This is a genomic window from Pedobacter yonginensis, from assembly GCF_003173595.1.
GTDB lineage: Bacteria > Bacteroidota > Bacteroidia > Sphingobacteriales > Sphingobacteriaceae > Pedobacter > Pedobacter yonginense.
This window is the reverse complement of the sequence record NZ_QGNZ01000001.1, coordinates 523,516-547,479: the sequence shown is the minus strand read 5'-3', so window position 1 is coordinate 547,479 and position 23,964 is coordinate 523,516. Positions and strand designations below refer to the sequence as shown.

Below are 23,964 nucleotides of genomic sequence, written 5' to 3'. Positions count from 1 at the left end.
TCATGAATCAAAAATAGTTCTATCAAAGAACTGAAGCTTTTGCAAGAATTAATGCTTTTTTTTATTGAGCCAGGGGAATTGTAAAATGAAATTTTGAACCGCCACCATAGCTACTTTCAGCCCAAATTTCGCCGTGGTGCCTTCTTACAATTTCTGCACTCAGGTACAATCCAATACCAAAACCAGAAATGGTTTTGGTTTGGTTATTGTTTATTCGATAATATCGATCAAAGAGTTTATCAAGATGCTGTTCTTCAATGCCAATGCCTTCATCTTCAACAGTCACATGGGCTAAATTACCCACCACTTCTGATTTTACATTAATCATTTTACCCTTTTCCGAGTATTTTATGGCGTTGCTCATTAGGTTTGATATGACTGCTCCAATTTTATCCCGATCAGCATGGATAATTTTGGCTTCACAGCAATCAAAATTAATATTGTAAACAGAATCGGTGAGCCTACTTTCATCAACAACATCTTTTAGTAATTCCTCTAAATCAAAATCGGATTTAATCAAGTGGATTTTCCCAGATTCTAGCCTCGAAACATTTAAAAAGCTATTAATCATCGTGCTCATTTTACGAATCTGCTTTTGTATTTTATCCAAGGTTGTGGCTGTAAACGCATCCGACTCATTTCTACTTTTAGCCTGCAAAAGTTGTGTATAGGCACTCATTGAGGTAATTGGTGTTTTCAACTCATGACTTACCATACTGATAAAATCATTTTTACGCTGCTCGTCTTCTTTCTGTTGGGTAATATCAATAACAACCCCAGAAAGCGTATTTAAAATACCATTCTCGTCCTTAATCATCTTACCAAAAGATCTAATCCAAATGATTTGACCATCGTTTGCCCTCTTTAAAGTATGCGAGATATCACAATGTCCTAAACTATTAATGGCATGTTGTATTTTATCAAATACTTTTTCACGTTGGTCTTCCGTTACCAAATTCCAGATACCCTCATAATCAGGATTTTCATCCACGTTGATACCGTAAATTTGTTTTAGGAGAGGAGAAAGCACCACCTCATTTGTAATGGTATTAATTTTCCAAGTGCCGATATTTCCTGCCTCTAAAGCCAGCTGAAGCATTTCTTCCGCACGTTCTACCTTTTTTCGGGCATTTACCTGTTCGGTTACAACATTGGCAGATAGCATGATGCTCGTGATACTACCGAATTGATCTTTTAAAGGTTGGTAAATAAAATTTGAATACACTTCTTCTGTCTTGCCATTTTTTTGGATAAGTGCTTTCGTTTCATTCCCATAATAGGATTTGCCCGAAGCATAAACCTCATTCAAAATTCTTACAAAATCTTGTTCAGCAAACTCTGGGACTGCATCAACCAGTTTTTTTCCAACAATAGCATCTGTTTTACCCCATACCTCTAAAATTTTCTTATTAGCAGATTCTATAAATAAATCTTTTCCAGAGAATACAGCTATTGCAACTGGAGCATCGGCAAGCATGTGCCTAACTCTGGCTTCACTATTTACAAGTTCAAGGGTTCTTTTCTGAACTCTAGATTCGAGTTCGGTATTTAGTTGACTGAGCGATTCTTGTGATAAATTTAACTCTTGATTAAGATTTTCGAGCTCAAAATTCGCCTCCTGTAATTCTTCATTCAAAACCTGCTCTCTTTCCAGCGCTTCTTTTTGAATCAACGCAACCTCTAAAGCTTTTTGCCCCAAAACGCGTTCTGTAACATCTGCAGCGGTGTGTAAAATGCAATAGGGTTTACCCAGTTCGTCTTTAATCGCCCGATACTCATAACTATAATAACAAACTTGTAGCTTACCGTTAATTAATGTTTCTGCGGGTAGAGCATCACCTGAATCTGTTACCCCAGTCGTGATTACGTTCCTAAGCATGTTGATAAAAGGTTGCCCTTTAAGCTCGGGAACAGCCTCTTCCAATGGCTTGCCAATTATACTTCGGTCTTTACCCCAAAAATCAATCATCGCGTCGTTAGCCATTTCGATTACAATATTATCCGAAGAATAAATCGCAGTCGCATCTCTTGAAAGGGCAAGAACCTCCAGAAGTTGATCGTTACTAAGCTTACGCACCTCGTTATTCATGTGAAGTATAGGTTAACACTAAATGCGTATTATTACGCTACTGTAAACTACATACAAACCAATAAAATGTTTTGAATAGTTAAAATGAATTAACCAGACAATTTATTCTTGAGTTTTTGCTTTAAAACGGCAGCAGCTTTCGTGTAGCCCCCCTCCGATCCATCAACAAAATGGATATGATCATCTACCAAATCGCGAACATAACAAGACATTACCGATTGCCCACTTACAAACAAGCCATAATGAAGTTTATGTTCGTTTTCCAAATCGTTTAAAACATGCTGTAAAATCAACCGCTGTTTTTCGGTACCCGTAATAACCGTATTTATCCGTCCATCAATAACCAGTGTATCAGACATTTCGACCAGCTTTTGGAGGTAATTTTTTCCACTGTCCGTACGGAAGTAGATATAACCATATAGATTTATAAACCAAGTTTTTACAAGCTCAAAAACATTAATCTTCCCAATCCGGCTTCTCATTTCTTTACCCAAGTTGTTAAAGCTTGTTCTAAAAATAAGCTTAGGGATAGAAATTGGCTGTCTTTTTTCGGGGAGTCCATAAATTCTGTCAATCTCTTTAATCACTTTACTATAAACCTTTGCCTGCTGGTCGCAATCTTGTGCAATGACAATTAAGGTTACCACTTCTTCACTATGCTCAGGAGGCTCAATCTTGTCCCACCTACATTGCATTCCACTTAAATCAAGTTCTTCATCGGTATCATTGTGCACCGTGGCCAAATAATCGTCACCTTTAATCACCTTTTCTGCGTAATTTAAACCGTTACCCAGCACAATCGGGATGGAAAAATTACCAGTGCTGTTAAATTTGCAGATTTTTAATTCGTGCTTATGCTCGTAAATTTCCACAACCGACAGAATCCCTGTACGCAATTCGAGATTGAAATTGGTTAAAGTATTTGTTCTGTAAAGCGAGAGTGCCTTCATGGAAGCATCGACTATGGAGGGTGGAATCAGGAATGTAGCGCCATCACCGCCGAAAAAAAATGGAATTGAAATTCCCGCCTTAAAAGCAATGTTTAAAACCGTAACGATGCTCCCCGTAGCAATCAAATTTACATTTTCGTGCAGTCCAGAAAGAACAGCATCAGTAGAGTTCTTGATATCCGTAATGATTACAAACCAGTCAGCAGGAACATTTTTAAACTGTTTATTCTTCAACAAAAGCTCGCTTAGCGAAATCTTATTAACAGGCAGGTTAGAATAAAAATTTGCGCCCTTGCTTAATGCCATATTTGGATCTCTATTTCCTAGTAATATACGCAATTGGTAAGAAAGTGTTTTTACAATTTTAAAAAAGGTTTAACTATTATTATTTAGAATAATTAAAAATAACTTGCACGTATAAATGATAATTTGTTTCTTTGCCGCTAATAAGAATCAATCTAAATAAATATGAATATAAGATTTACTCAATTTTTGACGGCATTGGCGTTGTTGGTATTCTTGTTTGTAAATGTTCAAGGGCAAACCAAACATGGCTCAATTTCGGGCTTGGTAAAAACCAGTGATGGCAATCCCGCCGCTTATGTTAGTGTTGGATTAAAAAACACAAACAAAACAACTTTAACGGATGAAAATGGAAATTTCACCATTAAAAACATTCTTCCAGCCACCTATACAATTAAAATTTCTGCCATCGGAGTTTCTTCACAAGAAAAATCGGTTACCGTATTATCCGATCAAAATGTGGCGGTAAAGTTTTCTATTGTAGAGTCTTCATCTCAATTGGATGAGGTTGCCGTTAATGGCTACAAAACACCAAATAAGAAACCGATCAATTTAAGCAAGATTGCCATTGCCCCAATGGATTTGCCGCAGTCGGTACAAATTATTGGTAATCAAGTCATCACAGACCAACAAGCCAACAGGCTGAGTGACGTATTGAAAAATATAAACGGCGTGGCCTTTGGAGAAAATCGTGGTTCGGTGTCTGGTGAAACTTTTTTTGCACGTGGCTATAGTTTAGGTGCCAATAACGTTTTTAAAAATGGTGCCCGTGCAACAAGTGGCGGCATGCCAGAAACCAGCACCTTAGAATCGGTAGAAGTTTTAAAAGGAAGCGCAGCCTTACTTTACGGTGGAGTTACCGGTGGAGCTGTGGTAAACTTGGTAACCAAAAAACCTAAATTCGAATACGGTGGTGAAGTTTCTATGCGTGGAGGAAGCTATGATATGTATAAACCTACTGGGGATATATATGGTCCGATAACTAAAAATTTAGCATTTAGATTGATAGGTACTTTTGAAGATGCCGCTAGTTTTAGAAATAATGTAAACTCCGACCGCGTGTATGTTAACCCCTCTTTACTCTATAAAATTAGCGACAAAACCGACATATTGCTTCAAGGTGATTATTTGAAGAGTAACATGACTCCAGATTTTGGGATTGGTACTGTAAACAATACAATTGTTGATATTGGTCGCGGGGCTTTTGTAAATGCGCCATGGGCTTACAACAAAACCAATACCGTTACTGCTCAATTAAATATTAATCACAAGTTTAACGAGCAATGGAAACTGAACATATTAGGAAACCTACAATCGTATAACCGCAACTATTTCAGTGCAGAACGCCCCTTTGCAGATACACAGGCGGCCAATCCACTTCCTTATGGCATCTCTGCACGTAATGTAACGCGATCGAAAACCAAAGAATTTACTTATAATCAGCAAATTAACTTAAATGGTAACTTCAAAACCGGTAGTGTAGCACATAGCCTATTAGTAGGTGCAGATGCCGACCAGTCAAGAACAACCAGTGGTGGTTTTACGTATAACAATAACCTAACTACATTTAATTACGGAAACTTTAATTTACTTGATCCCAGTACCTATTACGGATCGGGGATAGAGCCAAACGTGAATGTAATATCAGAAACATTTGCTCCATTATATCGCATGGGTGCTTTTGTACAAGATTTGGTATCCATCACAGAACAATTCAAGGTGCTTGCAGGCATTCGTTACACTTTCCAAAAAACACCTAGAACAGTTAACACCAACTTGGCAACGGGGGTCCAAACGCTAAGTGTTAATAGCTTGGATAAATCGAAAGTAGAAAGTGCTTTTACCCCAAAGTTTGGTCTGATTTATCAGCCCATTAAAACAACCTCTATCTATGTGAGTTATGCGAGTAACTTTATTCAAAATACGGGTACTGATGTAAACCTGGCTCCTCTTGATCCATCCACAGTTGATCAGTATGAAGCCGGTATTAAAAACGATTTATTTAATGGGAGGCTTTCTGTAAACTTAACCGCCTACAGAATTTCAAATGATAAGTTTGCGCAACAAGCTTTGCTGAATGCTCAAGGTGCACCAAACGGAGATGCAAACATTAAAGAGCTTAATGGAAAAACATTGAGCGATGGACTGGAACTTGATATTACGGGCACTATTGTTAAGGGCCTAAACTTTATTGCAGGCTACAGTTATAATTTTATTCGCTATACCGAAACTCGTGATAAAACTGTTTACACGGTTCCATCACCAACTAACGCCAATCCGAATGCTACAAGAACAGTGACTCTGGGCGGGATAATTGAAGGACAGCGTTTGGTTGGTTCTACTAAAAATACAGCTAACGCCACTTTATTTTATACTTTACAAGAAGGAAAATTTAAAGGCCTGAAACTTGGCGCATCAGCCTATTACACAGGCGACCGAAATGGCGGCTATAATGACAGTAAAACACAGGCTTACAGCCGATTAATTCCACTATCTGGCTTTACAACTTTCGATTTCTCGGCGGGTTACAATTGGAAAAAAATATCGTTATTGGCCAAAGTAGCTAACCTCACCAATGAACTAAACTATTTTGTACACGAAAATTACAGTGTTAACCCAATTCCGCCACGCCAGTTTATGACTACCCTATCCTATAAATTTTAAAGACTTTTAATTGGCATCGTAAATAATCACTTTTTCAAAATACACTTTAAATTCATCTAAAAAAGCTTTATGCAAAGGGTGAACTTGATAAACATCGTGTGCAGCCATATCTTCAAAAAACAAAATTAGGCTGAAAGTATAAGTGGTATCCACAACTGCTCGTTCAATTGCGGCTGGTGTGCCAACGTGGAAGGTTTTAACCACTTCTATATTTTGGAGGGTTTCTAAACTTTTACGAAATGCAACTTTTTGATCTTCAGTTGTATCGGCTTTAAGCCAAAATAAAACGTGGTGGGCTATCATTTTTAATTTTTTTCAAATATAATAATTGATCCTAAAAGGCGAAGTTTATTAACCAAAAATGGTTTTCGCCTTACTAATTGCCTTTTTTAAATCGATGCCTTTGCCTAAAACCCCTTTAAACAAATCCCCTTCTACTTTCAAACGTTCTATCGCATTAAAGATGTTATAATCTTTCATTTTCAAACCTGCTTTTACTTCATCCCAGTGCAATGGCATCGAAACAGTAGCGCCAACTTTGGGTCTCAAAGAATATGGGCCGGCGATGGTTGCCCCCGGCCTATTTTGCAAAAAATCGAGATACATTTTTCCTTTCCTTGCAGAAATCATTCTTTCTAATGAGGTGTAATCTGGGATTTGGTCATGCACTAAACTCACAATAATCTTCGCAAACATTTGGCTTTGATCGTAAGTGTATTTTGCGTTCAATGGGATATAGATGTGCATTCCGGTTGATCCGGATGTTTTACAGAAGCACGGTACATCGATGGCATCCAAAATCTTTTTGACTTCAAGAGCAGCTTCAACCACTTGATCAAAAGTATTTTTATCAGGATCTAAATCGATTACGCAATAATCTGGGTTATCGGGGTTTTGAATGCGACTGAACCACGGGTTGATTTCAATGCACCCCAAACTCGCCATCCACATTAAAGTGGCCTCATCCGTGCCTACCAAATACTCTTTTTTCTCACCATCGCTGGTTTCATACGGAAAAGTTTTTACCCAATCTGGCGCTTTACCTTTTACATCTTTCTGATAGAAACTTGGTCCATGTATCCCATTTGGGAAACGGTTTAAGGATTGCGGTCGATCTTTTAAATAAGGTAAAATATATTCAGCAACTTGATAGTAATAATTAAACATATCACGTTTAGACACCTGATCTTCAGGCCAATATATTTTACTCAGATGCGTAAACTTTAAATCGTGGCCTTTTATTTTCCTAACCTGCGTTTCATCTTTCGGATTGAGCAGCGTTTTTACTGTGCCTCCTTTGGGCGCTTTGATTGCTTCCTTATGGCTATCCTCCTTTTGATCCGTTGCCGAAACAATTTCATCAATGGGTTTCTCCTCTTCGCGAACCACATCTTTGGCCTTTTTATCTTCCCGCATACCTTTGAAAGATGGGTGCCTAAATACACCATCATCAGTAACTTCTGTAAAAGCCACTTCACACACCAATTCTGGTTTAAGCCAAGTGGCTTTCGCTTTTGGCGGATTAGGGCGAAACCGGGAAGGCTTATTTACATCTGGCATTTCATCAAACGGACTTTCCTTCACGATGAGCGGCGCAAATTGTTTCATCATGTCTTTTTGAAGCTGATCTGAAAAGCCTGTGCCAACTTTGCCAACATAACTTAACTTACCCTTTTCATAAACGCCAAGCAACAACGAACTGAATGATTTCGAGGTATCTTCATTTTTGGTGAAACCTGCAATCACAACTTCTTGGCGTTTATGCACTTTTATTTTAAGCCAATCTTTCGATCTTCGATCTGGGGCATAAGTACTGCTTGATTTCTTGGCAATGATCCCTTCCAAGCCCATTTTCTCTGCGGCAGCAAAAAAGTCAATTCCACTCGCTTTGAAAACCTTGCCCAACCTTATGCGATCATCATCAGTAGGCAAAACATCATTTAAAATTGCTTGTCGATCTTCTAAAGGCAATTCCATCAAGTTTTTACCTTCGTACCAAAGCAAGTCGAAAACATAAAAAATCAATTCGCCATCGGCCTCACTCCTCCAATTTTGAAGAGCGCCGAAGTTTGAAACGCCCTTCTTATTCAACACCAATATCTCTCCATCTAAAACCGCGTTTAATTTCGATTTTTTGAGAATATCATGAATAGGATAAAATTTTTCGTTGAATGATTTATTGTTTCTAGAAAACAGATCAACTGTGTTTTTATTGATGAAAGCCAAAGCTCTATAACCATCCCATTTCACTTCATATTGCCAATCTGCATCATCAAAAGGTTCATCAACCAAGGTGGCCAACATCGGCTTGATGGCTTGTGGCATAGCAGATTTAGGTGCATTTTTTAACAGCACTTTCGGCTCAGCTTGGTTTTGTACTTCCGCTACTTTTGCCTTTTTAGCTGGCTTTTTTTTTTCTGGCTTAAGCTTTTCCTCATGCCCCTCTTTCCAAACTTTCTCCGATGTGGTTTCCATCTTTTCGATTGTTTTCCCGGAAAGCACAGATTTATCCTCTTTTGTAATGTCTTTGGTTGAAGCGAAGTCGTCCTTATGTTTAATCAGCAACCATCCATTTTCGCCCATTCCATGGGTTTTCACTAGAGCAAATTCGCCCTTAAGTTTTTTACCCTTCAATTTTATTTTTAAAGAGCCTTCTTTGAGCTGGTTGATAAGATGCTTCTCTTGAGCCTTTTTTCCCTTAATTTCTTCAATAGGCTCATAAGTTCCTTCATCCCAAACAATTACAGTTCCACCACCGTATTCACCCTTTGGAATTATGCCTTCAAAATTTCGGTAATCAAATGGATGATCTTCTACCATCATCGCCAAACGTTTGTTCTTAGGATTTAAGGATGGTCCTTTCGGAACCGCCCAACTTTTTAAAACACCACGCATTTCGAGTCTAAAATCATAATGTAAACGAGAGGCATCATGTTTTTGAATCACAAACATCAATTTTTCGCTGTCTTTGCTTTTACCCGATTTGGGTTCTGCTGTTTTGGAGAAATCTCTCTTGGATACATATTTTTCTAGACTCATAATTTAAAGATTTTATTTCGTGAGGTATTTTTCTACCTCCTTTGATGAGGTTCCTACAATTTGAACAGTGGCTTTAAGCTTATCTTTGCTTACACCAAACTTATTCGACCAATAATCTACTTCATAACTCTCATTGATGTTGATGTTTTCACGGTCTTCAACACCTTTTTTTGATTTGTTGTCCATAACACATTGATTAGATGGCAATAGAACAGTACGAATTCAAAAAAGGTTTTAATTCTCAATTGCAATCCTCTTTTTTAGAAGCTTCCGCTAAACACACTTAACTTTCGATATATAAGCGCAAAAGGCCTGTAAAAGTTTAGAATATTAGGTTTTATTTAAAAACCAAGTGTAGAAATATATTGTTATCTCTCTAACCAATATATAAACCTATGATACATCAAGAAACTTGGATTCGCTCTAATACGGAGCTGATTGATATTGCAGATGAGAAAGACCGCAATTACTGGGCGGCCAGACTTGGCGTAAGCAGCGAAAGATTAAAATCTGCGGTTAGAGCGATAAGGAATTTAGAGCTCACGAAAATTAAGGAATACCTAAACACTCTTAATGCAAGTTCAATTTCCTAAGCCCAATTTTAACATGAATAACAAAATCGAAGACCATATCCCTTACATCACAGCATACGCAAAGTCTATTTCTGATCGATGTCTTTTAATAGATTTGCCCGCGAGCAATCACCAATTCTTCCTAAATAAAAGTCAGAATAATTGTTCGATAAAAACGGAAATCAGAATTTTAACTGCTTTTCGTCCGAAGAATGGGCTATCTAAGCTGTTATAAATGACTACTTTATGAGGTTATTGTACAAACTGTTTACAGATGCTTGGATGAGATCGCAATATCCATTTGTGTAAATTGGATTGCAGCCATTTGTAATGACAACAATGCCGTACTTCTCTTTGGGATTAAAAAACATGGCACTGTATAACCCATATGCCGAGCCGGTATGGCCTTTAAGCGTTAGGCCCGGGATTAAATCTTCTACACTTCTCATCGCCATTGCGTAATCTTCCTCTTCAGATATTTTGGTTTGCATGAGTTTTGCATGCTTTTTCGACATGATTTTAATGCCATTGTAGTTTCCGTAGTTCATATGCATCGTCATGTACTTGGCCAAATCAGTTGCCGAAATTTTCATACCCCCCGTAGGCGAAAAGATGGGAGTTGAATAGCCCATTACGTAGTTTTTAATTTCCTCCCTTCTCGGTGCATAAGCAGTTGGTGCGGCTGTGAAGGTTTTAGTGTCATTGTGGTATTCGTATAAGGTTACAAACCTGTTAGCATCCAGCGAATCCACACAATAGCCTGCGTACAAACCCATTGGTTTTAATAAATGATTCTTCACATAATTATCAAAACGTTCGCCTGAAATTTTTTCAATCACCGTACCAATCAAATTAAAATTTAGATTGCAATATTCATAGCCCTTTCCGGGCTCGTAGTTGTTGTAACATTTTGCCCACTCGGGATTTTTATCCGGGTTAATAACGTCTAGTTTCAAATACCCTTGACTGTCGTTGAGGCTTGAACGATGCGAAAGCATCATTTTCAAGGTAATAACGGTTTCCGGAAATTTTGGGTTTCTAACTTTAAAGCCCACCAAATCGCTGAAATCAGTATCAAGCGATAGTTTACCAGCCTCTACCAATTGCATGATGGATGTGGCAGAAAATGATTTTGAAATGGAAGCAATCCTGAATATATCCTGATCGGTTAAGGGGATGTTATTTTCCACATTTTTCAATCCGAATGAATGTGTGTAGATGATTTTGTTTTGTTTAACAACCGCCACGGAGACTCCTATAGCGCTGTATTTCTTCATAATATCCTGTATTTCATTTTCTACTTCTGCATTTTGGGCAAAGCCATAAAATGATTGAGCAACAAGAAGAAAGGCACACAGTAAATATCTAGGAAAGGTAATTCGATTCATAAATTAGGGATATTGGCTAAATATATGGATTGAGAACAACTTGCAGCATTTAGCTTTAACGTTGTTACAATATTTATTTTGCATCGTTTACTTCTAGCCAATGTCCATCGGGGTCGGTAAAATAAACTTGTTTGACACCATCAACCCGAAGGGTAATTCCTCCAGCATCGCCCGCCCAATTTTCAAATTTTATGTTTTCAGATTTCAATTTTTTAACAAATGCATCCACAGATGGGACACTAAAGCATAAGTGTTCGTTCTTATCAAAACGCCTACTCGCTACCGCTCCTTGTATAATATGCAATTGGCCAGCAGCACCTAAGCTAAACCAAGTGTGCTTTCCATCATGGAAGGGTTCGGGAATCTTTTCCAGCTCAAAAACTTTTTCGTAAAAAGAAGTTGCTGTATTTAAATCGGTAACATAAAGGGCAATGTGGTTAAGGACAGATTTTGGTTTGCTCATCTTTTCTTGGGCTGCAATTTTGGTTAATGGAAAGAAAAATGTTAATAGTATAACTGAAAGGTATTTCATAATTAGAAGATTAAGATGATTTTATTAGCAATTTAACATATTTAGATAAAAAAGAATACTTTTCCACATAAAAAAGCCCAAAATATGGGCTAGCAAGCCATATTTGAATGAAAAACTGAAAATGTTTACAACATCGAAGAATAGGTATTTTCAGTTTTGGTTGGGTTTTATTAATTTAGCCTTGTAAAATTGATGCGACTGATTAAGAGAGACAGTAAGCGAATCCTCATGTGATTGAAGCAAAAGCAACAATTGCGTTGGGCCTGGAATACCTGCTAATAAAGAAGTGATTTATCGAAAGGATACAACATTTTTTTTGTAGTCGCATCAATTTTCTATTTTCGCTCCCTGCATAAATTCGGCCACCGATATTCCTTTATACTTTTTATATGTTGCGTTAAAGGCTGCAACTCTACCGTATCCCAAATTTTCTGATATTTCAGCTATTGAATATTCGCTATTGATGAGCAATTCTTCTGCTTCCCTAACCAGTCTTTCTCTAATAATGGTGAGTAAATTTTTACCAAGAATATTTTCGAGAAAGGTGTTTAACCTTTTTGCAGACATGCCCATTCCCTCTGCGTAAAAGCCTGTAGTTCTTTCGGTCCGGAAATATTGTTCTAAAATTGCCCTAAAACGAAGCAGTTGCTGCATTTCATCGGGTGTAAGCACTTTCATCATAACATCCAAGCCCGAAGCATAGCCCAGAAAGAGATAAATGTATTGTGCAAGGAAGTTCATATCCTTTTTCAACTTCAAATCTTTATTGAGTTGTTCAACCACACTAATGGTTCTGGCCAGTTTGTTTTGATCTAAATCTTTATAGGATAATGTTAAGAAAAGATTTTTCGCCTGAGGATCTGGATGTTGCTGCAAAAATTCAAGGAAAAGATAGCTTGTAAAACTTAGCCAGTAGGCAGATTGTATATTGGCTTCTAATCTGATGATGCCTTCTTCTGGAATAAAGAAAACCCTTCCCGGCCTTAACTCGTAGTCGCCAGAATTCATACACAAAAAGCCTGAAGCTTCTTTAACGATTAGGACCCGCATTGGATAGTAGGCCTCAACGCCCCTCTCCCTTTTATACAGCCCACTCATATTCTCAAGCTGTATCATATTTAATTTTTTTTACACATTACCCTTTGAAAATAGCAAATTTGTTACAAGTTAGATGATTTATAATTAAAATGGTTACAAAATATTAAAATCAATAATTATTTATTAAATATATTAAAATAAAAATCTAATAAAAGTGAAAAAGGCAAAACCGCTTGGATTTTGCCTTTTTATACATTTTAATCTGTAATTTATTTTGGAGCTTGTTCTGGCGCTTTACCAATCAATTCCATAAATTGATCTAATTTAGGTGTGATGATAATTTGTGTACGTCTGTTTTTTGCTTTGCCCGCTGGCGTACTGTTATCGGCAATTGGGTTAAACTCACCTCTACCGCCTGCCGTTAATCTTTTAGGATCAACTGCATATTTATTTTGAAGTGTTTGAACTACTGATGAGGCCCTCAAAGCACTTAAATCCCAGTTGTTTCGGATGTTGGTTTGCGCAATTGGAATGTTATCGGTATTACCCTCAATCAGTACATCATAATTTTCGTAATCTTTAATGATTTTAGCGATTTTACTTAACGTTTCTCCCGATTTATCTGAAATTTCGTAGCTACCTGATTTGTATAGCATGTTATCAGACAAGGAGATGTACACCACGCCTTTAAGCACTTGAACGTCAACATCACCTAATTCTTCTCGGCTTAAAGAGCGCGTTAGGTTATTGGTTAACACCATGTTAAGCGAATCACTTTTGTTTTTTGCATTTACCAACTGTTTAATGTATTTGTTTGAAGAATTGATTTCATCAACCAGTTTAGAAATGTTTACATTACCTTGGTTGCTAGAGCTTAAGCATTTGTTCAAAGCATCTTGAAGGGCAGTTACATTCGCCCGTTCTGAAGTAATTTGTTCTTCCAAACTTTTTACCCTGCTGTTTGCACCAGTTAATTCGCGTTGGCTATCTTGGTATTTATTGCTTAACTCTTGGTTTCGCTCTCGAAGCTGGGCGTATGTGGTTTGTAATTCAGCATACTTTTTGTTGCTTACACACCCCGCTATCAAAATGATAGAAAAGAATACTAATGGGATCAATTTGTACATTTTCATAATCTTATTTATTTAAAGACTATAGCGTAACAAACTTAGTGCCTTTAAGTTTTAAAACTTACAACTATTGGGCATAAACAAGTTCAAATTAAGAATAGGAACATCCCAAAAAAAGACGTATTCAACAGTAGTTAAACAACATAAATGCCGCCCCAACTAAAAATTCCAAATGTAGAAGCTGAAAATGAGATGCGGGTATTCATTTATTGATGGAGGGATTGGGCAGCCATTTTCGCATTGGATAAGCGCCCTTGCAGATTATCAAAATACATTTCAGTATCACATAAAAAATTATTTCCTTTATGCTTTTTAATACATCCATGAAAATATTCAATATCATCTTCTGTATTCTATTTGTAGTCAGTGCTGCCCTCCAATATAATGACCCTGACCCATATATTTGGGTGCCAATTTACCTATATGGTGCTTGGCTTTGCTTCAAGGCGGCACAACATAAATTCTATCCAAAAGCGTACTTAATTGGTATAGCCGTTTATGCGCTGTATGCTATTTATTTATTATTTGATAAAACCGGCGTTTTAAATTGGTATGAAAATCACCATGCTGAGAATATTGTACAAAGCATGAAGGCTACAAAACCTTGGATAGAGGAAACCAGAGAATTCGGCGGACTTGTGATTCTTATTATTGTTTTATTGGCTGATTATATTTATGCCAGAAAAGTATTAAAAATTCCCTTTAGCTAGCTTATTGCTTAAACATCGCTATTTTGCTCTGAATTTCTAAGAGATATGGATTCTTTGTTTTGACGAAGCTGATCACAAATGCAAAAAAAACAAATGCGCATAATGCAATCAGGAAAGTTGCCATTATTTTATTATTGGAGTCGATTTGAGCTTTAGATCTACCCTGTTCCATTACAATTTTCAATAGGTATGTTTTTCATTTGGAACATCAAAAATTGGGAAATGTTTCCTTTAAAAGGCCTTTTATTTACTAAAATCGATGAATGCATTAAATTGGTAGATATACCTAAACAAATAGTAGGTTCGTGTTCTGGGATGAATTTAATTCAACTAGAAGTTGTAAAATTTAATTAACCTGTAGAAACTTATCTGCGTTTCTGATGGTTGTATTACCAAACAAAAATCTACAATCATGGAAAATCACGAAGAAGAAGAGATCAAAAATATCGAGCAGTTTCAAATCTCCCGCTCAGAACATTCAGATGACGATACAAGCGAAGCTGAAGAAAATGAATACACCGAAGAAGAAGTACAATTTGCAGATGGAGAAGGCACACAATTAGATGAAAAAGTTGATGAATTAGAGGAAGATGATGAATTGACCGATAATCCTTTGGAAGATGAGGACGAAAGTCAAGACAAACTTGACCACGAAGAATAAACTACCCATCTAGGTTGAATATCTTAAATCGTTATTAAGCAGGCGCCCGTTAAAAAGAGGCGCTTGTTTTATTTATGAGCCTGATGTGAGATCAAAGGATACAAATTGATCGATAAAAGATTTTCGGGTTAGCATTTGTAGATAGGTATAATCGGCTGATAATTGTTCTCGTTTTTTGAGCTGATAGAGAAAATGGCCACCTAGATCAACCAAGATTGGACATTTTGCAGAAAACCAAACGCTGTGGGGTTGTTTCCAACAAAACGAATAATAATGAGAAGTTAGGGGAATCCCCTTGATTTCGGGATGATAAAAATTTAAGATTTTGGGTTTGGCTACGCCCGCCGAAACTTCTGATTTTCTGACCATGGATAAATGATCTGAAATGCAAAACTCATAATTTGCCAATCGCGGATGATGGACATCAGGCAAATTTTTAAGTACTCTAAAGCCCTTAAATTTCTTTCCATTCAAAATCCAAATTAAATTAGGATAAAAAGACTCTCTGCTTTCTAATTCTGCTAAGGATATTGGTGAATTTTGAAATTCTAATGTTGTGCCGCAGGGCGTATGTACGTCGGCACGATGCATTTCCCCACAAGATTCATCGTAAAAACACACTTCACGATAGTTTTTAGGAAAGGCTTTTTTCCAGTTTTTATGCCATGGGGTTTCTCCTGGAAAAGTTCTGGGTATTTTTTGAAGGATTGAGGTTACTGGAACTTGCAGATCATCCTTACACGCATCAGTTTCATTTGCAATGTGATGGGTATGCTGAAATTCAAGTTCCATTTTTAAGACGATTTGGAAGCAAATTTATACCAAAAATTTTAGCAAAACAAGTTCAAACTGCTAAATAATAGAAATGAATTTGATTTTTCGATCTGTTCAATATGGTTTACTAAATGGAAGATTTTCTGCTTAGCATTTCCGCTTTTACTTCACTATGTGTATTCTGAAGCAATTGCTTAAACTCTTCTACCTTCTGTTGAAATGTTTCAATAGCTCTCTCACAGTCAAACTCTACTTTGGCCTCCAAATCGGATTTGGCAAAGCTGATGTAATTTCTAAGCGAAAACATTAATGCTTCATTTCTTTCGTAAAGTCTCTTTCTTGTTTCCTGTTCTATCGCTTGTGCAAGGTGCTCCATATTTTATCCGGTTTTCCTTATAACATCTTTTATTGCTTCAATGTTTTATTTCCAAAAAAGAAGCGATTGCCCACAATCTATTTTTTGAGGTTTGCATCTTAAAATTTATGCAATTGGCCGCTAATGCACTTGATCAAAAAAAAATCCCGACTTTAAAAGTCAGGATTTTTAAAATGCATTCACTTAATGCGTATTATTTCATTGAATCATGTATTTTGTTGATCATATCTAAATGTGCCTGAACGACTGGCGCTGTTTTCGAAGCAAAAGCTTTCAATTCTGCATCCACTCCATCTTTAGCTTCATCTTGCATCAATTTCAATGTCGATTTATGACCGTCAACCATTGCATCTACGTAAGCCTTATCGAAATCTTTACCTGTTTTTTTCTCTAAATCGGCTAGTTTTTTCTGATGTTCTTCATCTACCATATCTGGTAGGGTAATATTTTTGGCTTGTGCAATTCCAATCAATTCAGTATTTGCCTTACCATGGTCGTTAACCATCATGGTTGCGAATTCTTTAACCTGTGCATTGGTACTTTTTTCTAATGCAAGTTTACCTAAAGCTACCTCAGCCATTCCACCGCCTGCCGCCGTAGTTGCAAATTTGGCGTCTTTTTGATCAACTGCTATCCCTCCGGTTGCAGCCATGTTGCTGGTGGTGTCTTTCGCCTTGTTCATACTATCAGCAGTTTCCTTAGCATCTTTGTTTCCGCTGTTACATGCTTGGAATGCAAATGCTGCTCCTGTGAGTGCAATTGCGTAAATTAATTTTTTCATATTATTGGTTTTGATGTTTCCTAAATAACAGCCCATCATTTAAAATGTTTAAACAAATTTATTAATGTGAATTTTTCATTGATTGCTATCCGAATTATTCAACTAATTCATATCAAGGCAATTGAAATTTAGAAAACACTTTGGTCCGCACGCTGTTATCGATTTAGATTTGCATATGGTTATGATGGAAAGCAATGCCTTGAAAAGGTTTCTCGACGCACAAAAATTAGACTACGAAAGGGCATTTTCTGAGATTGAAAAAGGCAGAAAACAAAGTCATTGGATGTGGTACATTTTTCCGCAAATTAGTGGTTTGGGCAAGAGTGAAACCGCTAGGTTTTTTGAAATAAATAATTTAGCGGAGGCTAAAGCCTTTTTAGAACACGCCGTTTTAGGCAGTAGATTAATTGAAATCAGTCGAGAACTCTTAAAGCTGGAGGGCAAGAGCGCCAATCAAATCTTTGGTAGCCCAGATGACCAAAAGTTAAAATCATCGATGACTTTATTTGCGCTCGTTGCACACGATGAGAAGGTTTTCAATCAGGTATTGGCAAAATATTTCGATGGGGAAAAAGATCAACAGACGATAAGAATTGTTGACCTAAATCAAAAATAAATTTAAGGTATTCATAGATTCCAATTCGGCGAAGGTTAATTGAACTTTCGATTAGGTCTTGCAAATGCAATGATGGCGGTAATATATTTTTCAATGTACAGAACATTGTAAGTTTATTTTTGTTAGCTTCTGAAATACTTTGAGCATGATCAAAAAATATCCTTTCTACATTAAAGCTCCTGTAATCTTATTGGGACTTGTGATTTCAGTTTTTATGCTGAGCGTACTTAGAGACATCTTAGTGCCTTTGGCGTTTGCTGCATTGATTGCCATTTTGCTTAACCCACTGTCTAACCGATTGGAGAGAAAGCTCCCAAAAATTGTGAGTATTATATTAAGTATGCTCATTGCTATTTTGGTGGTAATGGGCTTGATGTATTTTCTCTCATCACAAATTGCCCACTTTTTTGATAATGTTGAAGCGATGAAACAAAAGTTCTCAGAGCTGTTACAGATCATTCAACAATGGCTTGAAAAAACTTTTGGTATTAGTTCGAAAAAGCAGGTGCAAATGTTAAATGATGCCGCGAATGGAAGTAAGGCGATGATTGGACAAACGCTTAATGGTGTTCTTGGAATTTTGAGCGTGATATTTCTAATTCCAGTTTATACCTTCTTGATTATGTTGTATAAAACGCTGATTTTAAATTTCTTATACGAGGTTTTCTCAGAAGAAAATCAGAAAAAAGTTGGAGAAATCCTTTCAGAAACGAAGGCCGCAATACAGAGTTATATTGTTGGTTTGCTTATAGAAACATCCATTGTTGCTGTACTTAACTCTGCTGCTCTGTTGATTCTCGGAGTTCAAAACGCCATATTGATTGGTGTAATTGGCGCCATTCTGAATCTTTTACCCTACATCGGTGGAATTATCGCCATTGCGTTGCCGGTCTTAATGGCTACTCTTACTGAAGATGGTTTCACTACTCAATTGCTAATTATAGGTGCTTACGCATTGATTCAGTTTGTAGATAACAATATTTTGGTACCTAGAATTGTATCGTCTAAAGTGCAGATTAACGCACTCATATCTATTGTGATTGTTTTATTAGGTGCTGCACTTTGGGGTGTACCCGGTATGTTCTTGTCCATTCCATTTATTGCGGTACTGAAAATAATTTTCGATCGAATTGATGGTTTAAAACCTTGGGGTAAACTTTTAGGCGATAACATTCCAACGGAGCATATGGGCCAGTTAAAGCGATTCAGACGAAGAACACCGAAGCCAATAACAGATACCTAGATTATAGCTCCTGTTTAAATTTATCGGAATTCAAAATGGTGTCTTTTAAGGTTTTTTAGCCCTAAAAAGACATCATTTTTTTTGAGTAGAAATAACCTATCCGAAAAGGTCGCTACTGAGGTAACGATCTCCCCTATCGCAAGCGATGAAAACGATTGTACCTTCTTCTAGTTCTTGTGCTAATTTAATCGCGGCAGTACAGGCGCCTCCCGTGCTCATGCCTCCAAATATCCCTTCTGATTTTGCAAGTTTCCGAGCCATTTCAACCGCTTCGGGTTCGGTTACATCCATCACCCGATCTACTCTTTCCGGTTCAAATATCTTGGGTAAATATTCTTTTGGCCAACGCCTAATTCCGGGGATGGATGAACCTTCAGTGGGCTGGCAACCAACAATTTGAATTTCTTTATTCTGTTCTTTTAAAAAACGGGAACAACCCATAATGGTGCCAGTTGTGCCCATAGAACTTACAAAATGCGTAAGTTGATGCTCCGTATCTCTCCAAATTTCTGGACCTGTGGTTTTGTAATGGGCTAAGTAATTATCGGGGTTGGAAAATTGATTGAGCAAGAAATAGCCACTTTTATTTCCTTTTTCTTCGGCATAATCCCTACAAATTTCGATGCTATCTAGTAAGGTTACTTTTGCACCAAAGGCTTCCATGGTAACTTTTCGTTCTCTTGTCGAATTTGCAGGCATAACCAGCTCAATTTCCAATCCAAACAAACTGGCAATCATGGCTAGGGCGATGCCTGTATTTCCACTTGTGGCCTCTACCAATTTTGTTCCTGCTTGTATTTCACCACGTTCAAGCGCACTTCTAATCATATTTAGAGAGGCTCGATCTTTAACACTGCCCCCAGGGTTATTACCCTCCAACTTAGCGAAAATTTTAACTTTCGGGTTTGGATTGAGCTTGGTTAATTCGGCCATGGGTGTGTTCCCAATTAAATCTATAATTCTTGCCATTGCAGGGTATTTAGCTGGTTTGTTTTGTGTTACGAATATTAATGATAGGCGAATGGTACGCGGTGGAATAGGGTTCGATACTTTCGGTGAGCCAAACATTTCCGCCAATAATGCTGTCGTGTCCAATTACCGTTTCTCCGCCCAAGATGGTTGCTCCAGAATAAATTACCACCCTATCTTCAACAGTTGGGTGTCTTTTAATTCCGGCCAAAACCTTGCGTACGCTGAGCGCACCAAGTGTTACGCCTTGATACAATTTAACATACTCACCAATAATCGCAGTTTCGCCGATTACAATTCCTGTTCCATGATCGATGTAAAAATAGGCTCCTATTGTTGCCGCTGGATGAATATCTACACCTGTTCTTGAATGGGCATGTTCGGTTAATATGCGTGGGATGATTGGCACACCTAAGCTGTAAAGTACGTGAGCAATTCTGTAGAAACAAATTGCATAGAAACCTGGATAAGAGCGTACTACTTCAAATTTGCTTACCGCAGCGGGGTCTCCTTCAAATATAGCGGTGATATCTGTGTTTAAGATTTGGTAGAGTTCTGGCAATTGGCTAAAGAAACGCCTAGAGGTTTCTTTGCAATCGGTATGTTGTAAAGGGCAACTCTTCGAGATAATTTCATATAATTCTTGCTCCAGTTTAGAGGCATACTCCTTTAACTCAAACTGACTCGAAAAGAGTTTACCAGAACTTTCTGGAAAGAGAAAGTGTACTACCTTTTTAGCCCATTCTGATATGATTTCATTTGAGGGGATGCTAATTTTCCCATTAGGCTTGTTAAAAAGATAATTATAGAATTGATCCTCCATAAAATTTGTTTTGTTGCGCAACATCTTTTGAAAAGAAAGCTTTTAAAGTTAGCTTTTGTTTTTTAAATCAATTGCGGTCAGGTGGAAATAGGAAGGAAAATTGCGTCTGATTAACAATTGAATTTACGCTCTGGTTGGAATGGGGGATCAAAAAAGCTACGCTTCAGGTAAGAGGTGACTAACTCAACAATCATCCTTTCGACTGTATTAAAGGATCGTCCTTTCGACCGTAGTGGAGAAATCTTTTAACAAGATCTTGTTATTGGCTTCAAGGATCTCTCCGTTCCGCTGCGCTCCAGTCGAGATGACGGTTACAAAAGCGGCGGCACAATCGAGAAGGGAGGATTAATTTTAAAAAAATTTTTTACTTTTTTTAAAGTAATTTGAAGTTTCAAACGTCTTTAACTAAAAAGCAAGTTTTAACAATGATCCCCCATTCCTAAACCAGACAAAAAATGATTTCTATTTTTAAAACCAACATCCAATCTGAAAATGAGTTGCAAAAAATTGCTACTTATTTAGATGCCCGTATCTCTGAAGTGATTTGGAATATCGACTTATTAGACACGGATAGGATTTTAAGAATTGATTCTGCCACGAACAAAAATGAGGAGATCATTTCAATCTTTAATGAAGTTGGCTATGTGTGCACGAACCTCGAGACTTTTTATGTTGAACCGTTTTAATAAATGGTTCAAAAAAATAAAGGCCTCAATATGAGGCCTTAGTTATTATTTGAAGTTGAAAAATTAACTCATTTTCCACTCTGGTCTTTCGAAGTGGCAGGTATATCCGTAAGGATTTTTCTGCAAGTAATCTTGATGATCTTCTTCGGCATTCCAAAAATCAGTAGCTGGAACGACCTCAGTTACAATTTTACCTGGCCAAATACCCGATGCATCCATTTCTTCAATCAGTTGCTTAGCCGTTTCTTGCTGAGTTTCATCAAGATAAAAAATTGCCGATCGATATGATGTACCAACATCATTACCTTGTCTGTTTCTTGTTGTCGGATCGTGGATTTGAAAAAAATATTCTAATAATTTACGGTAAGACAGCACGGAAGGATCGAATGTGATTTCTATCCCTTCTGCATGGGTACCATGGTTGCGATACGTTGCGTTAGGAACATCGCCTCCAGTATATCCCACTACGGTTGAAGTAACTCCGGGATAGTGACGAAAGAGTTCTTCGACCCCCCAAAAGCAACCTCCTGCTAATATGGCTTTTTCAGTATTCATATGTGTTTAATTGATTAATAAAGGTACATTCCTATTGTGTTATTGGCAAGCTTTGCAAATAATTGGAAAGTCAAAATCCTGACCTCAAAAATAGAGGGCAATAAAAAAACCGCTTATGATTGAACATAAGCGGCTAAATGGTTATTGCAATGCCTAGATTGCTGCATGCGCATCTCTTAATGCTTTTATCGCATCGTGACTTGCATTTATTCCTTTTTGTTGCTCCAATAGAACTTGTCTGATGTTTTCACCCAATTCGTTCTCTTGAAGAGCTTCTCTGTATGCTTTTTTAATTGCATCTTCTCCACGCTCACATTCTGCTAAAATGCTATGGCGATCATCACCACCGAAGCTAGCTTTAATATCGATCCATGCTCTGTGTAAACTACCTAAAATGGTGTTACCAGTATCTGGGTTTTCGCCATTTCTGCCCACTAAACCAGCAAGTTCGGTTACATTGGTTCTGCTATCAGATGATAGTTTTTCGAAAATTGCTTTAAGATCAATGTTTTCTTCTTTGATATCTTTAGCAGCTTTGTCAAATCCATCTGCTCTGTCATTATTGATCTCAATTAGATCATTTAAAACTTCTACTGTTTTCTCTGTATTTTCCATAATGTTATTGATGTTTAGATTATGAACAACGATGTACAATAAAAGTTTAGAAAATTTTAAAGTATTGGATTTTTTTATATGGAGTTTAAAAAGGGTTTAAAATGAGAAAGCCCCATATTACTATGAGGCTATATTGAATGTTTTATAAGTATCCACCGATAAAACTAAACCAAACAAACTATATCTTAAACGGATCTGCAATCCAATTGTTTTAAAAATTTTAATTATTTTTTTTATCGCCACATTCTCCACAAAGGCAAATCATTCGATTGCATTTCTTGATTGATTTCATCCCAAAATGAGGAGCTAATTTCATTTATTCCATGTTCTAACTGGCTAAAGTTGATGTTTACACTTTGAGCGTTAGAACTTGTTTCAAAATTATTATTGTTCTTATCGTTTTGGAATTCCATTTCGTTGTGCTTTTTAAAACAACACGCCCAAAAAGAAAATGTTTAGAGAAAAATATATTAGCAAAGAAAAACCATTTGAGAGGTATCTAACTGCCAATTATTTTTTCATTCCGTACACCTCAGCAATTTGTTGCGTGAGATATTTGAAAGACAATGGCATTTCTACCGCAGCGTTGGTTGTGCTGCCTTCAATAAAAATAAACCCTGTATAATGTATATCTTTAAGGGCTTGCAAGTAAGGTTTCAAATCGTCACCCATAACGCCTGGGAAAGTTCGTTTTTCTTTCTCGGCCACTTCGCAAAATGCAATAATATCTCCAACAGTCCTAATTTCATCTGGCGATTCCTGCTCTCTTAGCATGTGGAATATATCTACATTGAGTTTGAAATTTGGATGGTTAACCAATCTAACCACTTCTGCGGCAGATTTTAATGATGTGATGAAATTGGTTTCTGTAGTTTCTAAATTTTCGAGCACGATGGTAACCTGATGCTTTTTTGCTAAGTCGCCCAGCTTGGCGCCTAATTTTACAAAGTTAAGCTTGGCCTGCTGCACATCGTAATGATCTGGAATTCTACGCGAGCCAGAACTTCCTAAAACCATAAACTTTACTCCTGCCTTCCTTGCTCTTGAAAGTATGATATCAGTATATTTTAAAACTTTTTCCTCATCTACATCGGGTCCGGCAATTTTAAGGCTACTGGGGAAAAAGAGGTTGCAGGTGATGACCTTACATCGTGCAGATTGAATCTTTTTTAAATTGCGCTGAAATTCTTGATCAGTAAGGGATGGAGAAAGCATTTTTTGTGCCGACTCGGTTATCATTTCAAAACCCGAGACATAGGCTAAACTATCTTGATCCAAACTTGCTGCAATGCCCATTTTTATAGCGGATTGACCATTTACAGCCAAACTCCATAAAGAATAAGCCAACAGGGAAAACACGAAGGCTATACATCTGCTTTTCATATAAAATCCTTAAAATCCGAAAATTGACTGCCATTTACCATAAAAATTAGAGGAAGCATTATTTCAC

General features: G+C 37.2%; 25 protein-coding genes. 7 read left to right on the top strand and 18 right to left on the bottom strand.

The window, feature by feature from the left end; translation table 11 throughout:
- Positions 1–61 precede the first annotated feature (61 nt).
- A complete protein-coding gene (locus DHW03_RS02490) occupies positions 62–2,089 on the bottom strand; it encodes a PAS domain-containing sensor histidine kinase (protein WP_109924160.1) in 2,028 nt (675 codons plus the stop codon).
- An 89-nt stretch (positions 2,090–2,178) separates the two neighbouring features.
- A complete protein-coding gene (locus DHW03_RS02485; RefSeq protein ID WP_109924159.1) occupies positions 2,179–3,345 on the bottom strand; it encodes a DUF3095 domain-containing protein in 1,167 nt (388 codons plus the stop codon).
- Positions 3,346–3,507: 162 nt separating this feature from the next.
- Here DHW03_RS02485 and DHW03_RS02480 point away from each other — a divergent pair, with 162 nt between their 5' ends.
- Positions 3,508–6,006 carry a TonB-dependent receptor gene (locus DHW03_RS02480; RefSeq protein ID WP_109924158.1) on the top strand — a complete coding sequence of 833 codons (2,499 nt, stop codon included), beginning with the start codon at positions 3,508–3,510 and terminating at the stop codon, positions 6,004–6,006.
- Between the two features lie 6 nt (positions 6,007–6,012).
- Here DHW03_RS02480 and DHW03_RS02475 read toward each other — a convergent pair whose 3' ends face one another.
- From DHW03_RS02475 to DHW03_RS02465, 3 genes are read right to left on the bottom strand one after another with little or no spacing between them, the layout of a single operon-like run.
- Positions 6,013–6,309, bottom strand: a complete 297-nt coding sequence (locus DHW03_RS02475) for a Dabb family protein (RefSeq protein ID WP_109924157.1) — start codon at positions 6,307–6,309, stop codon at positions 6,013–6,015.
- Between the two features lie 48 nt (positions 6,310–6,357).
- On the bottom strand, positions 6,358–9,045 hold the full coding sequence (ligD, locus tag DHW03_RS02470; protein WP_109924156.1) for a DNA ligase D: 2,688 nt from the start codon (positions 9,043–9,045) through the stop codon (positions 6,358–6,360).
- Positions 9,046–9,057: 12 nt separating this feature from the next.
- On the bottom strand, positions 9,058–9,231 hold the full coding sequence (locus tag DHW03_RS02465) for a DUF3606 domain-containing protein (protein WP_109924155.1): 174 nt from the start codon (positions 9,229–9,231) through the stop codon (positions 9,058–9,060).
- A gap of 209 nt (positions 9,232–9,440) precedes the next feature.
- Here DHW03_RS02465 and DHW03_RS02460 point away from each other — a divergent pair, with 209 nt between their 5' ends.
- Entirely contained in the window at positions 9,441–9,638 is a 198-nt protein-coding gene (locus tag DHW03_RS02460; RefSeq protein WP_109924154.1) for a DUF3606 domain-containing protein, read from the top strand.
- A gap of 218 nt (positions 9,639–9,856) precedes the next feature.
- Here DHW03_RS02460 and DHW03_RS02455 read toward each other — a convergent pair whose 3' ends face one another.
- From DHW03_RS02455 to DHW03_RS02440, 4 genes are all read right to left on the bottom strand, one after another.
- Entirely contained in the window at positions 9,857–11,005 is a 1,149-nt protein-coding gene (locus DHW03_RS02455; RefSeq protein WP_109924153.1) for a serine hydrolase domain-containing protein, read from the bottom strand.
- Between the two features lie 73 nt (positions 11,006–11,078).
- Positions 11,079–11,537, bottom strand: coding sequence for a VOC family protein (locus DHW03_RS02450; RefSeq protein ID WP_240618445.1), 459 nt, complete (start codon positions 11,535–11,537; stop codon positions 11,079–11,081).
- 327 nt (positions 11,538–11,864) lie between these two features.
- Positions 11,865–12,653 (bottom strand): helix-turn-helix domain-containing protein, encoded by a 789-nt coding sequence (locus DHW03_RS02445; protein WP_109924152.1) that lies wholly within the window; start codon positions 12,651–12,653, stop codon positions 11,865–11,867.
- 191 nt (positions 12,654–12,844) lie between these two features.
- On the bottom strand, positions 12,845–13,708 hold the full coding sequence (locus tag DHW03_RS02440) for an OmpA family protein (protein WP_109924151.1): 864 nt from the start codon (positions 13,706–13,708) through the stop codon (positions 12,845–12,847).
- Between the two features lie 320 nt (positions 13,709–14,028).
- Here DHW03_RS02440 and DHW03_RS02435 point away from each other — a divergent pair, with 320 nt between their 5' ends.
- Together DHW03_RS02435 and DHW03_RS02425 are read left to right on the top strand one after the other, a co-directional pair.
- The gene (locus DHW03_RS02435; RefSeq protein WP_109924150.1) at positions 14,029–14,415 is read left to right on the top strand and encodes a transmembrane 220 family protein; all 387 of its coding nucleotides are present in this window, start codon (positions 14,029–14,031) and stop codon (positions 14,413–14,415) included.
- 412 nt (positions 14,416–14,827) lie between these two features.
- Positions 14,828–15,076 (top strand): hypothetical protein, encoded by a 249-nt coding sequence (locus DHW03_RS02425; RefSeq protein ID WP_109924148.1) that lies wholly within the window; start codon positions 14,828–14,830, stop codon positions 15,074–15,076.
- Positions 15,077–15,148: 72 nt separating this feature from the next.
- On the opposite strand, the gene DHW03_RS02420 is transcribed toward DHW03_RS02425, so the two are convergent.
- The 3 genes from DHW03_RS02420 to DHW03_RS02410 form a co-directional block, all read right to left on the bottom strand.
- On the bottom strand, positions 15,149–15,868 hold the full coding sequence (locus DHW03_RS02420) for a competence protein CoiA family protein (RefSeq protein WP_240618444.1): 720 nt from the start codon (positions 15,866–15,868) through the stop codon (positions 15,149–15,151).
- A gap of 109 nt (positions 15,869–15,977) precedes the next feature.
- Positions 15,978–16,226, bottom strand: a complete 249-nt coding sequence (locus tag DHW03_RS02415; RefSeq protein WP_109924147.1) for a hypothetical protein — start codon at positions 16,224–16,226, stop codon at positions 15,978–15,980.
- A 193-nt stretch (positions 16,227–16,419) separates the two neighbouring features.
- Entirely contained in the window at positions 16,420–17,007 is a 588-nt protein-coding gene (locus tag DHW03_RS02410) for a DUF4142 domain-containing protein (RefSeq protein ID WP_109924976.1), read from the bottom strand.
- A 121-nt stretch (positions 17,008–17,128) separates the two neighbouring features.
- On the opposite strand from DHW03_RS02410, the gene DHW03_RS02405 reads away from it, so the two are divergent.
- Positions 17,129–17,623, top strand: coding sequence for a DUF1810 domain-containing protein (locus DHW03_RS02405; RefSeq protein ID WP_240618443.1), 495 nt, complete (start codon positions 17,129–17,131; stop codon positions 17,621–17,623).
- Positions 17,624–17,768: 145 nt separating this feature from the next.
- Complete coding sequence (locus DHW03_RS02400) at positions 17,769–18,866, top strand: AI-2E family transporter (RefSeq protein ID WP_109924146.1); 1,098 nt, start codon at positions 17,769–17,771, stop codon at positions 18,864–18,866.
- Between the two features lie 96 nt (positions 18,867–18,962).
- Here DHW03_RS02400 and cysM read toward each other — a convergent pair whose 3' ends face one another.
- Both cysM and epsC read right to left on the bottom strand, forming a co-directional pair.
- Positions 18,963–19,835 (bottom strand): cysteine synthase CysM, encoded by an 873-nt coding sequence (gene cysM, locus DHW03_RS02395; RefSeq protein WP_109924145.1) that lies wholly within the window; start codon positions 19,833–19,835, stop codon positions 18,963–18,965.
- A 10-nt stretch (positions 19,836–19,845) separates the two neighbouring features.
- Entirely contained in the window at positions 19,846–20,658 is an 813-nt protein-coding gene (epsC, locus tag DHW03_RS02390) for a serine O-acetyltransferase EpsC (RefSeq protein ID WP_109924974.1), read from the bottom strand.
- Positions 20,659–21,113: 455 nt separating this feature from the next.
- On the opposite strand from epsC, the gene DHW03_RS02385 reads away from it, so the two are divergent.
- The gene (locus tag DHW03_RS02385) at positions 21,114–21,344 is read left to right on the top strand and encodes a hypothetical protein (protein ID WP_109924144.1); all 231 of its coding nucleotides are present in this window, start codon (positions 21,114–21,116) and stop codon (positions 21,342–21,344) included.
- Positions 21,345–21,407: 63 nt separating this feature from the next.
- Here the strand turns inward: DHW03_RS02385 and msrA are convergent, their stop codons facing one another.
- The 4 genes from msrA to DHW03_RS02365 form a co-directional block, all read right to left on the bottom strand.
- Positions 21,408–21,899, bottom strand: a complete 492-nt coding sequence (gene msrA / locus DHW03_RS02380; protein WP_109924143.1) for a peptide-methionine (S)-S-oxide reductase MsrA — start codon at positions 21,897–21,899, stop codon at positions 21,408–21,410.
- 153 nt (positions 21,900–22,052) lie between these two features.
- A complete protein-coding gene (locus DHW03_RS02375) occupies positions 22,053–22,514 on the bottom strand; it encodes a PA2169 family four-helix-bundle protein (RefSeq protein WP_109924142.1) in 462 nt (153 codons plus the stop codon).
- A gap of 233 nt (positions 22,515–22,747) precedes the next feature.
- Positions 22,748–22,927 carry a hypothetical protein gene (locus DHW03_RS02370; protein WP_109924141.1) on the bottom strand — a complete coding sequence of 60 codons (180 nt, stop codon included), beginning with the start codon at positions 22,925–22,927 and terminating at the stop codon, positions 22,748–22,750.
- A gap of 97 nt (positions 22,928–23,024) precedes the next feature.
- Positions 23,025–23,897 (bottom strand): sugar phosphate isomerase/epimerase family protein, encoded by an 873-nt coding sequence (locus DHW03_RS02365; RefSeq protein ID WP_109924140.1) that lies wholly within the window; start codon positions 23,895–23,897, stop codon positions 23,025–23,027.
- Positions 23,898–23,964: the final 67 nt, after the last annotated feature.

Bases quoted from the DNA above. Each gene is read 5' to 3' on its own strand.
- DHW03_RS02490 (WP_109924160.1), bottom strand. From the start codon at position 2,089: ATGAATAACGAGGTGCGTAAGCTTAGTAACGATCAACTTCTGGAGGTT.
- DHW03_RS02485 (WP_109924159.1), bottom strand. From the start codon at position 3,345: ATGGCATTAAGCAAGGGCGCAAATTTTTATTCTAACCTGCCTGTTAAT.
- DHW03_RS02480 (WP_109924158.1), top strand. From the start codon at position 3,508: ATGAATATAAGATTTACTCAATTTTTGACGGCATTGGCGTTGTTGGTA.
- DHW03_RS02475 (WP_109924157.1), bottom strand. From the start codon at position 6,309: ATGATAGCCCACCACGTTTTATTTTGGCTTAAAGCCGATACAACTGAA.
- ligD (WP_109924156.1), bottom strand. From the start codon at position 9,045: ATGAGTCTAGAAAAATATGTATCCAAGAGAGATTTCTCCAAAACAGCA.
- DHW03_RS02465 (WP_109924155.1), bottom strand. From the start codon at position 9,231: ATGGACAACAAATCAAAAAAAGGTGTTGAAGACCGTGAAAACATCAAC.
- DHW03_RS02460 (WP_109924154.1), top strand. From the start codon at position 9,441: ATGATACATCAAGAAACTTGGATTCGCTCTAATACGGAGCTGATTGAT.
- DHW03_RS02455 (WP_109924153.1), bottom strand. From the start codon at position 11,005: ATGAATCGAATTACCTTTCCTAGATATTTACTGTGTGCCTTTCTTCTT.
- DHW03_RS02450 (WP_240618445.1), bottom strand. From the start codon at position 11,537: ATGAAATACCTTTCAGTTATACTATTAACATTTTTCTTTCCATTAACC.
- DHW03_RS02445 (WP_109924152.1), bottom strand. From the start codon at position 12,653: ATGATACAGCTTGAGAATATGAGTGGGCTGTATAAAAGGGAGAGGGGC.
- DHW03_RS02440 (WP_109924151.1), bottom strand. From the start codon at position 13,708: ATGAAAATGTACAAATTGATCCCATTAGTATTCTTTTCTATCATTTTG.
- DHW03_RS02435 (WP_109924150.1), top strand. From the start codon at position 14,029: ATGAAAATATTCAATATCATCTTCTGTATTCTATTTGTAGTCAGTGCT.
- DHW03_RS02425 (WP_109924148.1), top strand. From the start codon at position 14,828: ATGGAAAATCACGAAGAAGAAGAGATCAAAAATATCGAGCAGTTTCAA.
- DHW03_RS02420 (WP_240618444.1), bottom strand. From the start codon at position 15,868: ATGGAACTTGAATTTCAGCATACCCATCACATTGCAAATGAAACTGAT.
- DHW03_RS02415 (WP_109924147.1), bottom strand. From the start codon at position 16,226: ATGGAGCACCTTGCACAAGCGATAGAACAGGAAACAAGAAAGAGACTT.
- DHW03_RS02410 (WP_109924976.1), bottom strand. From the start codon at position 17,007: ATGAAAAAATTAATTTACGCAATTGCACTCACAGGAGCAGCATTTGCA.
- DHW03_RS02400 (WP_109924146.1), top strand. From the start codon at position 17,769: ATGATCAAAAAATATCCTTTCTACATTAAAGCTCCTGTAATCTTATTG.
- cysM (WP_109924145.1), bottom strand. From the start codon at position 19,835: ATGGCAAGAATTATAGATTTAATTGGGAACACACCCATGGCCGAATTA.
- epsC (WP_109924974.1), bottom strand. From the start codon at position 20,658: ATGGAGGATCAATTCTATAATTATCTTTTTAACAAGCCTAATGGGAAA.
- DHW03_RS02385 (WP_109924144.1), top strand. From the start codon at position 21,114: ATGATTTCTATTTTTAAAACCAACATCCAATCTGAAAATGAGTTGCAA.
- msrA (WP_109924143.1), bottom strand. From the start codon at position 21,899: ATGAATACTGAAAAAGCCATATTAGCAGGAGGTTGCTTTTGGGGGGTC.
- DHW03_RS02375 (WP_109924142.1), bottom strand. From the start codon at position 22,514: ATGGAAAATACAGAGAAAACAGTAGAAGTTTTAAATGATCTAATTGAG.
- DHW03_RS02370 (WP_109924141.1), bottom strand. From the start codon at position 22,927: ATGGAATTCCAAAACGATAAGAACAATAATAATTTTGAAACAAGTTCT.
- DHW03_RS02365 (WP_109924140.1), bottom strand. From the start codon at position 23,897: ATGAAAAGCAGATGTATAGCCTTCGTGTTTTCCCTGTTGGCTTATTCT.